Annotated in this window: 15 protein-coding genes; 8 read left to right on the top strand and 7 right to left on the bottom strand. The window is 54.7% G+C overall.

Features of this window, described 5'->3' with window-relative positions:
• Positions 1 to 186 precede the first annotated feature (186 nt).
• Positions 187 to 3,300 carry a multidrug efflux RND transporter permease AcrD gene (acrD, locus tag DA718_RS07710; protein WP_112212885.1) on the top strand — a complete coding sequence of 1,038 codons (3,114 nt, stop codon included), beginning with the start codon at positions 187 to 189 and terminating at the stop codon, positions 3,298 to 3,300.
• Between the two features lie 136 nt (positions 3,301 to 3,436).
• Here the strand turns inward: acrD and ypfM are convergent, their stop codons facing one another.
• Positions 3,437 to 3,496 carry a protein YpfM gene (gene ypfM, locus DA718_RS31025; RefSeq protein WP_152036156.1) on the bottom strand — a complete coding sequence of 20 codons (60 nt, stop codon included), beginning with the start codon at positions 3,494 to 3,496 and terminating at the stop codon, positions 3,437 to 3,439.
• Between the two features lie 53 nt (positions 3,497 to 3,549).
• On the opposite strand from ypfM, the gene DA718_RS07705 reads away from it, so the two are divergent.
• The 5 genes from DA718_RS07705 (at position 3,550) to DA718_RS07690 (ending at position 6,797) form a co-directional block, all read left to right on the top strand.
• Entirely contained in the window at positions 3,550 to 4,530 is a 981-nt protein-coding gene (locus DA718_RS07705) for an IS5-like element ISKpn26 family transposase (protein WP_016947617.1), read from the top strand.
• Positions 4,512 to 4,742 (top strand): hypothetical protein, encoded by a 231-nt coding sequence (locus DA718_RS30910; RefSeq protein ID WP_323808949.1) that lies wholly within the window; start codon positions 4,512 to 4,514, stop codon positions 4,740 to 4,742. Before DA718_RS07705 ends, DA718_RS30910 begins: the two co-directional genes overlap by 19 nt.
• Before the next feature lie 338 nt (positions 4,743 to 5,080).
• Positions 5,081 to 5,434 (top strand): ArsC family reductase, encoded by a 354-nt coding sequence (locus tag DA718_RS07700; RefSeq protein ID WP_110272155.1) that lies wholly within the window; start codon positions 5,081 to 5,083, stop codon positions 5,432 to 5,434.
• A gap of 3 nt (positions 5,435 to 5,437) precedes the next feature.
• Positions 5,438 to 6,565 (top strand): succinyl-diaminopimelate desuccinylase, encoded by a 1,128-nt coding sequence (gene dapE, locus DA718_RS07695; RefSeq protein WP_112215498.1) that lies wholly within the window; start codon positions 5,438 to 5,440, stop codon positions 6,563 to 6,565.
• A gap of 28 nt (positions 6,566 to 6,593) precedes the next feature.
• On the top strand, positions 6,594 to 6,797 hold the full coding sequence (locus DA718_RS07690; RefSeq protein WP_112215497.1) for a YpfN family protein: 204 nt from the start codon (positions 6,594 to 6,596) through the stop codon (positions 6,795 to 6,797).
• 202 nt (positions 6,798 to 6,999) lie between these two features.
• On the opposite strand, the gene ypfH is transcribed toward DA718_RS07690, so the two are convergent.
• From ypfH to dapA, 6 genes are all read right to left on the bottom strand, one after another.
• Positions 7,000 to 7,698, bottom strand: coding sequence for an esterase (gene ypfH / locus DA718_RS07685; RefSeq protein ID WP_112215496.1), 699 nt, complete (start codon positions 7,696 to 7,698; stop codon positions 7,000 to 7,002).
• Positions 7,699 to 7,775: 77 nt separating this feature from the next.
• Positions 7,776 to 9,779, bottom strand: coding sequence for a tRNA(Met) cytidine acetyltransferase TmcA (locus DA718_RS07680; protein WP_112215495.1), 2,004 nt, complete (start codon positions 9,777 to 9,779; stop codon positions 7,776 to 7,778).
• Positions 9,780 to 9,791: 12 nt separating this feature from the next.
• The gene (gene ypfJ, locus DA718_RS07675; protein ID WP_112215494.1) at positions 9,792 to 10,661 is read right to left on the bottom strand and encodes a KPN_02809 family neutral zinc metallopeptidase; all 870 of its coding nucleotides are present in this window, start codon (positions 10,659 to 10,661) and stop codon (positions 9,792 to 9,794) included.
• A gap of 119 nt (positions 10,662 to 10,780) precedes the next feature.
• A complete protein-coding gene (gene purC, locus DA718_RS07670) occupies positions 10,781 to 11,494 on the bottom strand; it encodes a phosphoribosylaminoimidazolesuccinocarboxamide synthase (protein ID WP_110272150.1) in 714 nt (237 codons plus the stop codon).
• Positions 11,495 to 11,602: 108 nt separating this feature from the next.
• The gene (bamC, locus tag DA718_RS07665; RefSeq protein WP_112215493.1) at positions 11,603 to 12,637 is read right to left on the bottom strand and encodes an outer membrane protein assembly factor BamC; all 1,035 of its coding nucleotides are present in this window, start codon (positions 12,635 to 12,637) and stop codon (positions 11,603 to 11,605) included.
• 16 nt (positions 12,638 to 12,653) lie between these two features.
• The gene (gene dapA / locus DA718_RS07660; protein WP_112215492.1) at positions 12,654 to 13,532 is read right to left on the bottom strand and encodes a 4-hydroxy-tetrahydrodipicolinate synthase; all 879 of its coding nucleotides are present in this window, start codon (positions 13,530 to 13,532) and stop codon (positions 12,654 to 12,656) included.
• Positions 13,533 to 13,685: 153 nt separating this feature from the next.
• Between dapA and DA718_RS07655 the strand changes: the two genes are divergently transcribed.
• Positions 13,686 to 14,255, top strand: a complete 570-nt coding sequence (locus DA718_RS07655) for a glycine cleavage system transcriptional repressor (RefSeq protein ID WP_167492732.1) — start codon at positions 13,686 to 13,688, stop codon at positions 14,253 to 14,255.
• A 3-nt stretch (positions 14,256 to 14,258) separates the two neighbouring features.
• Positions 14,259 to 14,729 carry a thioredoxin-dependent thiol peroxidase gene (gene bcp / locus DA718_RS07650; RefSeq protein WP_112215491.1) on the top strand — a complete coding sequence of 157 codons (471 nt, stop codon included), beginning with the start codon at positions 14,259 to 14,261 and terminating at the stop codon, positions 14,727 to 14,729.
• Positions 14,730 to 14,792: the final 63 nt, after the last annotated feature.

Below are 14,792 nucleotides of genomic sequence, written 5' to 3'. Positions count from 1 at the left end.
AGGCGACGATGCGCAGAAAAGCAGAAGATTGGTGGAGATAGCAGGACAGTTCTTTACGCTGCCATAAAAGGCACATGATAAATTACACTATCTCCTTAATTTCTCCACGATTGCCTGAGGGCTTGCCGCTAGAGTGTCACAGGCTATGCAATAACAAAAAATGTGCACAATGAGGTTCTAATTCTGATGGCGAATTTTTTCATCGATCGCCCCATTTTTGCGTGGGTCCTGGCAATCCTTTTATGCCTGACCGGTACGCTCGCAATCTTGTCGCTTCCCGTTGAGCAGTATCCCGAACTTGCCCCCCCTAACGTGCGGGTGACGGCGAACTACCCCGGCGCTTCAGCACAGACGCTGGAAAATACCGTGACTCAGGTTATCGAGCAGAATATGACCGGCCTCGACAACCTGATGTATATGTCATCCCAAAGCAGCGGCACCGGCCAGGCAACCGTAACGCTGAGCTTTACCGCCGGCACCGACCCGGATGAAGCCGTCCAGCAGGTGCAAAACCAGCTGCAATCAGCAATGCGCAAACTCCCGCAGGCTGTACAAAACCAGGGCGTCACGGTGCGCAAAACCGGGGATACCAATATCCTGACCATCGCCTTTGTCTCTACCGATGGCAGCATGGATAAACAGGATATCTCCGACTACGTCGCCAGTAATATTCAGGACCCGCTGAGCCGCGTAAACGGCGTCGGTGACATCGACGCGTACGGCTCCCAGTACTCAATGCGCATCTGGCTCGACCCGGCCAAGCTCAATAGTTTTCAGATGACGGCAAAAGACGTCACCGATGCCATTTCCTCACAGAACGCGCAGATCGCCGTCGGCCAGTTAGGCGGCACGCCGTCGATAGATAAGCAGGCGCTTAACGCCACGATTAATTCACAATCGTTACTACAAACCCCGGAGCAGTTTCGCGATATCACCCTGCGGGTTAACCAGGATGGTTCCGAGGTTACTCTCGGCGACGTCGCCACCGTCGAGATGGGGGCGGAAAAATACGATTATCTTAGCCGCTACAACCGTCAGGCCGCTTCCGGCCTGGGAATAAAACTGGCATCCGGCGCTAACGAAATGGCGACCGCCGAACGCGTTATCAACCGCCTGAACGAGCTATCGCAATACTTCCCGCACGGTCTGGAATACAAAGTTGCCTACGAAACTACTTCTTTCGTGAAAGCATCAATTACCGACGTAGCGAAAACGCTGCTGGAAGCCATCGCGCTGGTGTTCCTCGTGATGTACCTGTTCTTGCAGAACTTCCGTGCCACGCTGATCCCCACCATCGCCGTTCCGGTGGTACTGATGGGAACCTTCGCCGTCCTCTACACCTGCGGTTACAGCATCAACACCTTAACCATGTTCGCCGTGGTGCTGGCGATCGGCCTGCTGGTGGATGATGCCATCGTGGTCGTGGAAAACGTCGAGCGCATCATGAGCGAGGAAGGTCTTTCGCCGCGAGAGGCGACGCGAAAATCGATGGGGCAGATCCAGGGGGCGCTGGTCGGCATTGCCATGGTGCTCTCGGCGGTATTTGTGCCGATGGCCTTCTTCGGCGGCACTACCGGCGCTATCTATCGTCAGTTCTCAATAACGATTGTCTCAGCGATGGTGCTATCCGTCCTGGTGGCGATGATCCTGACGCCAGCGCTGTGCGCCACCTTGCTCAAACCGATTCATAAAGGAGAATCCCACGGACAACGGGGCTTCTTCGGCTGGTTTAACCGCATGTTTAACCGTAATGCCGACCGCTACGAATCCGTCGTCGCCAAAATTCTTCACCGTTCGCTGCGCTGGATAATGCTCTACATCCTGCTGTTGGGCGGGATGGTATTTCTGTTCCTGCATCTTCCTACGTCATTCCTGCCGCTGGAAGACCGCGGCATGTTTACCACGTCGGTGCAATTGCCCAGCGGCGCGACCCAGCAGCAGACGCTGAAAGTGGTACAGCAGGCGGAAGATTACTTCCTGAAACAGGAGAAACAGAACGTCGAATCGGTATTCGCCACCATCGGCTCCGGCCCCGGCGGCAACGGGCAGAACGTAGCGCGCATGTTCGTGCGTCTGAAAGATTGGGACGAGCGCGATCCGACAACCGGTTCATCCTTTGCCATCATCGAACGCGCAACCAAGGCGTTTAACAAAATTAAAGAAGCGCGCGTGTTCGCCAGCAGCCCACCGGCTATTAGCGGGCTGGGCAGCTCCGCCGGTTTCGATATGGAGCTGGAGGACCACGCCGGTAACGGACACGAAGCGCTGATGGCCGCCCGTGATACCCTGCTGGAGTTGGCTGCCAAAAATGACCAATTGACCCGTGTTCGCCATAACGGCCTCGACGATAGCCCGCAGTTGCAGGTCGACATCGATCAGCGTAAAGCGCAGGCGCTGGGCGTGTCCATCGACGATATCAACGATACGCTGCAAACCGCCTGGGGCTCGAGCTACGTCAATGACTTTATGGACCGGGGTCGCGTGAAGAAGGTTTATGTTCAGGCCGCAGCGCCATATCGCATGCTGCCGGACGATATCAATCTTTGGTATGTACGCAACAACAGCGGCACGATGGTGCCCTTCTCCGCCTTCGCCACCTCGCGCTGGGAGACCGGCTCGCCGCGTCTGGAGCGCTACAACGGCTACTCGGCGGTGGAGATCGTCGGTGAAGCCGCCCCGGGCGTCAGTACCGGTACCGCCATGACAATCATGGAAGAACTGGCCCAGCAGCTACCGAATGGATTTGGCGTGGAGTGGACGGCGATGTCTTATCAGGAACGCCTCTCCGGCGCGCAGGCCCCGGCGCTGTACGCCATTTCGCTGCTGGTTGTGTTCTTGTGTCTGGCGGCGCTGTACGAAAGCTGGTCGGTGCCGTTCTCGGTGATGCTGGTGGTACCACTGGGGGTTATCGGCGCGCTGCTGGCGACCTGGATGCGCGGTCTGGAAAACGACGTTTATTTCCAGGTGGGTCTGTTAACGGTTATCGGCTTGTCGGCAAAAAACGCCATTCTTATCGTCGAGTTTGCCAATGAGTTAAACCAGAAAGGTGAAGACCTGCTTATCGCGACGCTATCGGCCTGTCGCCAGCGACTGCGGCCAATCCTGATGACTTCGCTGGCGTTTATCTTCGGCGTGCTGCCGATGGCGACCAGCACCGGGGCCGGTTCCGGCAGCCAGCATGCGGTGGGGACTGGCGTGATGGGCGGAATGATCTCCGCTACCGTGCTGGCAATCTTCTTCGTACCGCTGTTCTTCGTGCTGGTGCGCCGTCGCTTCCCGCTTAAGGAACGGCCGCAATAACAAAGAGATAAGTCTGCTTTATTTTACCGGGATTAATAACAGAAAAGGCGACCGAAAGTGTCGCCTTTTCATAATTGGTCGTTTCGACTGCATTATTATTCTGCCCGTGGAATCGCCCTACTTACATTATGGAAATTTATTTACGAAGCATACCTTCAATAAAATCTTTCCAGTTCCCTAGGGAAGGTGCGAACAAGTTCCTGATATGAGATCATCATATTCATCCGGAGCGCATCCCAGAGGGACATCATGAGCCATCAACTCACCTTCGCCGATAGTGAATTCAGCACTAAGCGCCGTCAGACCCGAAAAGAGATTTTCCTCTCCCGCATGGAGCAGATTCTGCCATGGCAGAATATGACCGCTGTCATCGAGCCGTTTTATCCCAAGGCGGGCAATGGCCGACGGCCCTATCCGCTGGAGACCATGCTGCGTATTCACTGCATGCAGCATTGGTACAACCTGAGCGACGGTGCCATGGAAGATGCCCTGTACGAAATCGCCTCCATGCGCCTGTTTGCCCGATTATCCCTGGATAGCGCCCTGCCGGATCGCACCACCATCATGAATTTCCGCCACCTGCTCGAGCAGCATCAACTGGCCCGTCAATTGTTCAAGACCATCAATCGCTGGCTGGCCGAAGCAGGCGTCATGATGACCCAAGGCACTTTGGTGGATGCCACCATCATTGAGGCACCCAGCTCTACCAAGAACAATGAGCAGCAACGCGATCCGGAGATGCATCAGACCAAGAAAGGCAATCAGTGGCACTTTGGCATGAAGGCCCACATTGGTGTCGATGCCAAGAGTGGCCTGACCCACAGCCTGGTCACCACCGCGGCCAACGAGCATGACCTCAATCAGCTGGGTAATCTGCTTCATGGAGAGGAGCAATTTGTCTCAGCCGATGCCGGCTACCAAGGAGCGCCACAGCGCGAGGAGCTGGCCGAGGTGGATGTGGACTGGCTGATCGCCGAGCGTCCCGGCAGGGTAAAAACCTTGAAGCAGCATCCGCGCAAGAACAAAACGGCCATCAACATCGAATACATGAAAGCCAGCATCCGTGCCAGGGTGGAGCACCCGTTTCGCATCATCAAGCGGCAGTTCGGCTTCGTGAAAGCCAGATACAAGGGGCTGCTGAAAAACGATAACCAACTGGCGATGTTATTCACCCTGGCCAACCTGTTTCGGGTGGACCAAATGATACGTCAGTGGGAGAGATCTCAGTAAAAACCGGAAATAACGCCAGAAATGGTGGAAAAAATAGCCTAAATAGGCTGATTCGATGTGTTTGCGGGAAAAAAATCGGCCCAGATCCGCGAAATTTTAATCAGCGAGTCAGCTTGGGAAGAAATGACCTGCTTATTCGCACCTTCCCTAGTTCATGCTCAATCATAATAGCCTCTCTTATTATTATGGGTGATTTTATGCAAATTCGTTGATGGTGAAAAGTGTGTTTACGCTATCGCTCTGATTACTTTAATTACCGCCTCCAGAAAAAGCCCTTTCATTCGTAAGCACTATGAGCCGAATTTAACCCGTTTAATGTGACCAATAGCAACATTCAGCAACATTTGTTCATCAGCACAATCCGCCCTCACTCGGCTTGTGACAAGTCACAGCGTAAAAGCAGGTCAAAAAACAACCAATAGATAACGTTCAGGATATATCACGGGTAAAAAACGATATTTATTAACGTAATTCACGTATTATTTATTAACGACTTATATATTCGGAACATTCCTGGTCAAACGTTTAATTCAATGGAAAAGGTTTAATCATGCTCACCATGTACGGGATAAAAAATTGCGATACCATAAAAAAGGCCCGCCGCTGGCTGGAAGCCCAGCAGATAGAATATCGCTTTCATGATTATCGGGTTGATGGTCTGGACCGCGAATTATTAGATACCTTTATAGATGAACTCGGCTGGGAAGCGCTGCTCAATACCCGCGGCACCACCTGGCGCAAGCTAGACGAAACGGTCCGCGCAGGTATCGATAACGCCGATGCTGCGGCAAAACTGATGCTGGAAATGCCGGCAATCATCAAACGCCCATTGCTCTGTGCGCCCGGTCAGCCTATGCTGCTGGGTTTCAGTGAATCTAGTTATCAGCAGTTTAACGAGGTGTAGTCTATGTCTTGCCCGGTCATTGAGCTGGCTCAGCAGCTTATTCGCCGCCCTTCCCTCAGTCCCGATGATGCGGGATGCCAGGCGTTAATGATTGAACGTCTGCGTGCGATTGGCTTTACCGTTGAACCGATGGATTTCGGCGATACCCAAAACTTCTGGGCCTGGCGCGGGCGCGGGGAAACGCTGGCTTTCGCCGGCCATACTGATGTCGTCCCTTCTGGCGATGCCGACCGCTGGATTAACCCGCCTTTCGAACCTACTATTCGTGATGGAATGCTGTTTGGCCGCGGCGCGGCAGACATGAAAGGCTCTCTCGCTGCGATGGTGGTTGCCGCTGAACGCTTTGTCGCCCAGTATCCGAACCATCAAGGTCGCCTGGCATTTCTGATCACCTCAGATGAAGAAGCCAGCGCCAAAAACGGCACCGTTAAAGTCGTGGAAGCGCTAATGGCGCGTAACGAGCGCCTGGATTACTGTCTGGTCGGAGAACCCTCCAGCACCGAAGTTGTCGGCGACGTCGTCAAAAATGGCCGTCGCGGCTCCCTGACCTGCAACCTGACCATTCACGGCGTGCAGGGGCACGTGGCCTATCCCCACCTCGCGGATAACCCGGTCCACCGCGCCGCGCCGATGCTGGCAGAGCTGGTGAATATTGAATGGGATAAAGGTAACGATTTCTTCCCGCCAACCAGCATGCAAATCGCTAACGTGCAGGCCGGAACCGGTAGCAACAACGTGATTCCCGGCGATATGTTCGTGCAGTTCAACTTCCGCTTTAGCACAGAATTGACTGACGAAATGATCAAAGCGCGCGTTGTAGCACTGCTGGAGAAATACGAACTGCGCTACAGCGTTGACTGGTGGCTTTCGGGCCAGCCGTTCCTGACCGGCCGCGGTAAACTGGTTGATGCGGTGGTGAACGCCATTGAGCACTATAATGAAATTAAACCGCAGCTCCTGACCAATGGCGGCACCTCCGACGGGCGTTTTATCGCACGCATGGGGGCGCAGGTGGTAGAGCTGGGGCCAGTGAATGCCACTATTCATAAAATCAACGAATGTGTTAATGCCGCCGATCTCCAGCTACTGGCGCGAATGTACCAACGCATCATGGAACAGCTGGTCGCCTGACGGCATCAATAGATAAGAGGTAGAGCGCATGGATTGGCTATCGAAATACTGGTGGATCCTGGTGTTGGTATTTTTAGTGGGCGTCATGATCAACGTAATTAAGGATCTTACCCGCGTTGACCATAAAAAATTTCTCAACAATAAGCCGGATCTTCCGCCGCATCGCGACTGCAACGATAAGTGGGACGATGATGATGACTGGCCAAAGAACGACCAGTCGAAGAAAAAGTAAGCGTCTTACTTCAGTTATGTCTATGGGTCCTGCAGATCCGGTAGTCCGAACAGATGCACAGCATCGCCTCCGGGAAATTAACACAGTGTGCCGCTATTTTCCCGGGGGCGGCGCTCAACGCGCCTTGCCCGGACTACGGGTTCGGGCAAGGTACACTTTTGTAGCCCGGACAGATGCGCAGCATCGCCTCCGGGTTTTTTATTTACAGCAGCTCGATAATATCGCTGTCTTTTGGCGTACTGCCGCTGAGCGCTTCGTCAAAATAGTGCTTCGGTACGGTAAAACGCAGATGATCGAGCGCAAACTGCATGCTGCGATCGTCAATGGCGTGTCCCAGGTCCTCAACAATATCCAGCGTTACGTCACCGCCTGCCTGCTGAAGCGCTTCTTGCCCGGCTACCGCCCATGCCAGATCGATAACGCGATCTTCACCGCCGTGAATCAGGTGGATAGTCGTCGCCGTGGTCGCCTTCTCCGGCAGAGATGCATAGCGACCGTTAAACGCAATTACCCGCGATGCCAGCCCCGGCTGCGTTTTAATGCTCTCCAGCGACATAATCGCCCCTTGCGAGAAGCCAATTAACGCCGTTGCCTGCGGGCCGACGCCGCTTTGCTGCTGCCAATAGCGAACGGTCTCGATAAAGGTTGGCATAATGGCGTCTACACGCTGCTGGCGGTTTTCTTCGGTAACGCCCTGCACGGAGAACCACTGGCGTCCAGGGGGCGGGCCGCACGGCTCCGCGCCACCGATACTGACGATCAGCGCATCCGGGAAGAGCGGCGCAAACCAGCTGCCGATTTGCCCCATGGCAACCGGGTTATCGCCGACGCCATGAAACAGCAGCAGCAGTTGCTGTGCAGGGGTCGCGGGGCTTTGAACAACAAAATGATCGTGTTTCATGGCTGTCTCCTTAATGTCTGCAAGGAAGTTTACGCCGCATGCGAAATATGACCATGCCATTTAACTGAAGGAGTTAGTTAAAAAAATTGCAGCATTTTGACCTGCTGGCGCAGAGCATCAGCGCGAGTTGCATTGAGAGTAGATAACGCCAGCGCCGCCTCTTCGCGCAGCCTGGCCAGCAGCGCTTTTCGCCCGGAGAGTTGTAACGTGCGGCAAAGTTCCGCTTCATCCTGGCGCTCCAGGCGCGCGCGCAAAGCAGGCAGCGGTATATTCACCTGCATGAGCAGCCGATTTAGGCTACCAACCGCCGCCAGCAGCGGGCGATGGGCAAACGCAAAGCCCGCAGCCTCCAGCCAATCCTCTTCAGTAAAGATAGCCGCTTCTTCCAGTATAGTCAGCGGCAACGACTCATTTCGCCAGTCGCACAGCCAGTGTTCATCGCGCAGCAGCCGACGGATTTCTTGTTGAGCCAGATGTCGGCCAGCCGCGCTGATGGGATAGAGCGCCATCGCGGTATAACAGCCGCTGCTGGCTTCCCGATGAGTACCCAAGCGCACCAGCATAAAACCACAGCTATCCCAGAAGCGCCACAGTTCGGGTGTGTAGCCAAAACTGACCGAGAGATAGTCCCGCTCCGACGCCTGAGACGCCGCCCAATCGACCAGCCGTTGCCCAAGCCCCTCGCGCTGGCGCACCGGGTGTACGGCAATGCGACTGATACGCAAACCCGTCAACGTTGCCGCCAGCGGGCTACCGCCGTGCGCCGCCAGCGACTGTGCAACCAGATTGCCACGTGGGCGGCGATATCCAGCCCATACGGCCTGGCTAAGCGATGACTCCAGCCCTCCCTCCTCCACCAGCCACAACGCTCCGACGACGCGGTTTACGCTGCGAGCGCAGGTAAAATGCTGCCCCGGCGCATCCATCATGCGGCGTAAATCGAGAGGAGAAGTGCGATAGTGCGCCCCGGAGAGCAGTTGATACATCGCTTCCGGTAAAGCGGGCTGCTGCTGCCAACTGGTCTGACTGACGTTTTCCAGTACCGTGTCGCCAGCAGGCGTATGCTGGAAGGTCTCATCGCTAAACAACAGCAACTGCGCGATAGCCGCCTCCAGCGGACAGCCCAATGCCCAGCGGATGGGCGTCGTCAAACTAAACTGCCGCAAATGGGCAAAACCGGCGCAAAACTTAAGCAGGAAGCCGCGCCCGGTGCCTTCGTAGCCCTGCACGGTAGTGGTCAGCAGCGTCCTCGGGAAACGAGCGACAAGCTGGCGCAACAGCGGCCCCGGAATAGCGGCGGCCTCATCAACAATCAGCCACGAAGCGTTGCACTCTGATGCCAGTAACGCATCGGGAGCCATAAAGCGAAAGCCCTCACCTGCAAAAGTCGCCATCACATCTGTGGCTCCACGCGCCGGTGCCGTGACGATGGCATCCCCTGCCAGTTGGCGAATAAGCATTCCCGCCAGAGCGGATTTGCCTCGTCCGCGCTCTGCGGTTAAGGCGGCGATACCGGGAGGGAAGTCAGCCAATTCGGCAAGAACGGCTGCCTGCTCCGCCTGCGGCTGACCATCAGCGGGATGCCAGGATTCACGAAGCGGGAAAGCGGGTAATGTCAGCTCATTCCCCTGCCGCCAGAGGACAGAATCATTATCGGCAATAATTTGCTGGCAGAAGCGATAGACAAAATTTGGCGTGGGGACCGGCTCGGGAGTGTCGCTCCAGCGCAGAGAGTCTGCGTCAGGCCGGGTCGGCCATTGGGAAAAATCGGGGAGCAGCAAGATCAGCCAGCTTCCTGCGCGCAGCGTACCGGCTAACGCAGCAAATGCCGCGACGTCGAACCCCTCGCGCGCATCGAAAAAAGCATGCTGGAATTCCCGGCCCAGCAGGGTCTTCAGCGCACCGGGAGGCGTATACGGCTCCGGTACCGGCTGCGGGCCAACCCACAGCCCATCATCAGCCAACAGAGTACGCAGATTTTGCGCCTGGTTGAAAGTCCAGGCATCATCGCCGCTGAGCACCAGCAGACGACGGATGCCCTCACGCGCCATTTGCGCCGTCAGGTGAAGCAGTTCATCCATGACAGACGGCAATTACAGCGCTTTGCCAAAGGTGTTGCACTGCGCCGGGTCGCCGCTATCGAAGCCGCGTTTAAACCAGGTATAGCGCTGCTGCGATGTACCGTGAGTAAAGCTGTCCGGCACCACGCGTCCCTGGCTTTGCTGCTGCAAGCGGTCATCACCAATAGCCTCTGCGGTGTTCAGCGCCTCTTGCAGGTCGCCAACCTCCATCACGTCCTGCTTCTGCATATTGTAGCCCCAGACGCCCGCGAAGCAGTCCGCCTGTAGCTCCATTTTCACTGACAGGCGGTTCGCTTCCGCTGGTGAAGCATTCTGCTGTAGCTGGCGCACTTTCGACTCAATACCCAGCAGCTTTTGTACATGATGGCCGACTTCATGGGCGATAACGTAACCCTGAGCGAAATCACCGCCCGCGCCGAGCTTAGTTTTCATCTCATCGTAAAATGACAGGTCGATGTACACTGTGCTATCTGCCGGACAGTAGAACGGTCCCATTACCGACTGGCCAGTACCGCAGGCGGTTCGTGTCGCGCCGCGATACATCACCAGCTTAGGCTGCGGATACTGACGACCCATGTCTTTAAAAATCGCGCCCCAGGTATCTTCCGTATCCGCCAGAACCACTTTAGTGAACTTCGCAGCTTCTTCATCCTGTGGACTAATAGAGCGTTGAGTGGTGGTTTGCTGTTGTGACACCGGTTCACCGGTTAACATGCCGGTTAAATCAACGCCGTAATATCCCGCCACCACAATGATAATCAGCAGCACGATACCGCCTTTCCCGCTGGGGAGACGAAAACCGCCACCTCCGCCCATCGGTGAACCGGATTGACCACGTCGATCTTCAACATTGTCGCTTTCGCGACGTCCTTGCCAGCGCATAAGCACCTCAATTCATCATAAAACCAATGTATGAGATCGTAGGCGGTTCAGCGGAGGATTACCACAGGAAACAGCAAGAAGAGCGCCAGAAGAAGGGGTTTTCCTCTGGCGTCGGGGGATTAGTCCAGTTCTACGCCCAGACGACGGGCAACTTCTTCATAGGCTTCAATCAGGCCGCCAAGGCTCTGGCGGAAACGGTCTTTGTCCATTTTATCCATGGTCTTTTTGTCCCACAGACGGCTGCCGTCCGGAGAAAACTCGTCGCCCAGCACCACTTCGCCTTTAAACAGACCAAACTCCAGCTTGAAATCCACGAGGATCAGACCTGCATCGTCAAACAGCTTTTTCAGCACGTCGTTAGCTTTGTAGGTCAGTTCCTGCATACGCGCCAGGTTCTCTTTGCTCACCCAGCCGAAAGTTTCGCAGTAGGACTCGTTGACCATCGGGTCGTGCATGGCGTCGTTTTTCAGGAACAGGTCAAATAGCGGCGGGTTCAGCTCGATGCCCTCTTCAATCCCTAAACGTTTCACCAGCGAACCGGCAGCGCGGTTACGCACAACGCACTCCACCGGCACCATATCCAGCTTTTTCACCAGACATTCGGTATCGGACAACAGCGCTTCCATCTGGGTCGGGATACCCGCTTGCGCCAGTTTGCTCATAATGAAATAGTTGAACTTGTTGTTCACCATGCCTTTACGATCGAACTGCTCAATGCGAGCACCGTCACCTGCTGACGTATCGTTACGGAATTCGAGTACCAGCAGATCCGGGTTTTCGGTGCTGTAAACGGTCTTCGCTTTACCACGATACAACTCAGCTAGCTTTTGCATCTTTGTCACTCCAGTGATGATTAACGATAAAAATTTGTGCTTTTCTGCTGACGCACACGTTTGCGTCACTATACATTAAAAAGGGCCGGATTACTCCAGCCCTGTTTATTACTTACTTAATGCGGCCTGGAATACGGCAACCAGGGCATCATTTTGCGACTGCGTCAGGGTATGTCCTTTCGGGTCGATAAACTGCAGACTGCTGCGGTTATCGAGGTCTCCAACCTGCAATTTATAATCGCCGGATACCAATTGCGGGTCACGAGCGCCCAGATCGGTCCAGCCGCTGTCGGATAGCGGTTTGTAGGTCACAGAGAAGCTGCCCTGAGAACGAGAGCTATCGGTTACCTTCATACCCACTTTTTCCAACGCGCCCGGCAGGCGTTGCCACACCAGGTTAAACGGTGCGCGAACGACCAGCATCGGCAGGCCGGTATCATCCGCACCGCTCTGCACGTCGAAGGTCGCCCCGGCACTTTTCTGCGCGGCGTTCTGAGCGCTGGTGGCGTTCAGATCCAGACCTTCGGAAATGACGTTCAGCATGGCAGTACTGTAGCGCTGCAGCGAAGCCGGATCGGCAACCGGTTTACCCGCCTGCTCCAGATTCACCAGCTTCACGACCACTGCTTGCTGATAGCCCTGCTGTTTAACTGAGATTTGATAGCGACCACGGTACTGCTGGTCTTCATCGAGGCGATTCCATTCGACCCAGTCGGTATTCAGCGTCTGGCTGGCATCGTCGCGTTTCGCGATAGTGTAGTTTTTCGACTGCACGATGCTTGCCACCTGCGCCCACAGCGAACCGCTGCGACCGTTCTCCACCATCAGCGTCGCGGTATCACCGTTAAACTGAGTGCGCGCGCCGCTAACCAGCGCCAGAGGCTGAGCCGGAGGACGGATATCCAGAGCCTTGCCTGTGTTACCGGTGCTGGCAGCAACCGGAATATTATAATCACCCACCTGAACCGGCAGGATCATCCCTGCTGGCGCGTGAAGTTCACTAAGCGGCGTTGCCTGCAAATAGGCCTCGTCGCCGCTCACCTGACGCTTATAGCGCGAGTCAGAACTACAGGCCGCGAGGAGTAGAACCAGCGAAACACCCGCAACCTTCGCCAGGCGCGACTTCTGTACTGAGTAAGCCATCAAATCTCCCTAAACTTTACAGCAAACCGGCATGCTTCAACGCTGCGGTGACAACCTTAGTACCGTTTTCGGTAATCGGGGTCATCGGCAGGCGTAGCGTATCGGTCGCCACAAGACCCAACGCCTTACATGCCCATTTGACCGGGATAGGGTTGGGTTCGACAAATAATTTTGTATGCAACGGCATCAGACGCTGATTAATCGCCCGAGCTTCGGCGAATTGACCAGCCAGAGCCAGTCGGCACATTTCAGCCATTTCGCGCGCCGCAACGTTTGTGGTTACGGAAATCACGCCGTGACCGCCAAGCTGCATAAAGTCCATTCCGGTCGCGTCATCGCCGCTCAGCAGAATAAAGTCATCTGAAACCAGCTCTTTGATCTGATGAACGCGACTTAAGTTCCCCGTCGCTTCCTTAATACCGATAATATTTTTAACTTCCGCCAGACGACCGACGGTTTCCGGCAACATATCGCAACCGGTACGGGACGGCACATTATACAGGATTTGCGGCAGGTCAGTATGTTCTGCAATAGCTTTAAAGTGTTGGAACAGGCCTTCCTGGGTCGGACGGTTGTAATAAGGCGTAACCGTCAGGCAGCCAACCACACCGCTATTGTTAAACCGCTTGGTCAGGCTAATCGCCTCTGCGGTTGCATTTGCACCGGTACCTGCGATAACCGGGATGCGTCCGTCAGCCAGCTCCAGCGTCTGCATAACTACGTCACCATGCTCTTCATGGCTCAATGTTGCGGACTCTCCGGTAGTGCCTACCGAAACGATCGCCGAGGTACCGCTGGCGACATGGTAATCAATCAGTTTTTTCAGGCTTGACCGGCAGACGTTACCGTTTTCATCCATCGGCGTGATAAGCGCTACAATACTTCCCGTAAACATGGGCCATCCTCAGAGCAGAAGTGGGACAAGATTCTCAATGTTACGTTTGGTGCTGCAATAAAAGCAAGAGACCCGATGCCATCAGGGATGTTGTATGCCGGTTTTTTTTATGCTTTCCTAATGTTACCTCACCTTTTTAAAGGAAGAACAGGTTTGACAGCCTCATTACAACACTATCTGGTTATTACCGCATTGGGTGCTGATCGCCCTGGCATCGTGAATACAATCACTCGCCACGTCAGCAGCTGCGGCTGTAATATCGAAGACAGCCGGCTGGCCATGCTTGGTGACGAGTTTACGTTTATCATGCTGCTCTCCGGCTCGTGGAATGCGATTAACCTGATTGAATCGACTCTGCCGCTGAAAGGTGCCGAGCTTGATCTGCTGATCGTAATGAAGCGTACAACCGCAAGGCCGCATCAGGCGATGCAAAACACCGTCTGGGTTCAGGTTGAGGTGCCGGATTCGCCGCATATTATTGAGCGATTTACTGCCCTGTGCGATACGTGGAAAATGAACATTGCCGAGCTGGTCTCCCGCACCCAACCGGGAGCGAACGACGATTCAGCGCAGCTTTTTATCCAAATCACCGCCCATAGCCCGACTACGCAAAATGCATCAAATATCGAACAAGCGTTCAAAGCCCTATGTACAGAACTGAATGCACAAGGCAGTATTAACATCGTTAATTATTCACAGCATGATGAACAGGATGGAGTTTGAGTAATGAACCCACTGAAAGCCGGTGATATTGCACCGAAATTTAGCTTACCAGACCAGGACGGCGAGGAAGTAAATTTGACCGACTTCCAGGGACAGCGTGTTCTGGTTTATTTTTACCCGAAAGCCATGACCCCGGGCTGCACCGTACAAGCGTGCGGTTTACGCGATAATATGGACGACCTGAAAAAAGCAGGCGTTGAAGTACTGGGTATCAGTACTGATAAACCAGAGAAACTCTCCCGCTTCGCCGAAAAGGAGTTGCTGAACTTTACTTTGCTGTCTGACGAGAACCATCAGGTATGCGAACAGTTTGGCATCTGGGGTGAAAAAACGTTTATGGGGAAAACCTACGACGGTATTCACCGTACGAGCTTCCTCATCGATGCCGACGGCAAAATCGAACATGTGTTTGATGATTTCAAAACCAGCAATCACCACGACGTGGTGCTGAACTGGCTGAAAGAAAACGCCTGACGCGCAGACTAACGCAAGACGCCGGGTCGGTTTCAAACCGCCCGGCGTCTTTTTTTCCGCTCA

This window comes from Klebsiella huaxiensis (assembly GCF_003261575.2).
Classification (GTDB): domain Bacteria; phylum Pseudomonadota; class Gammaproteobacteria; order Enterobacterales; family Enterobacteriaceae; genus Klebsiella; species Klebsiella huaxiensis.
The sequence above is the reverse complement of the archived record's forward strand: the minus strand, read 5'-3'. Positions and strand labels throughout refer to the sequence as shown.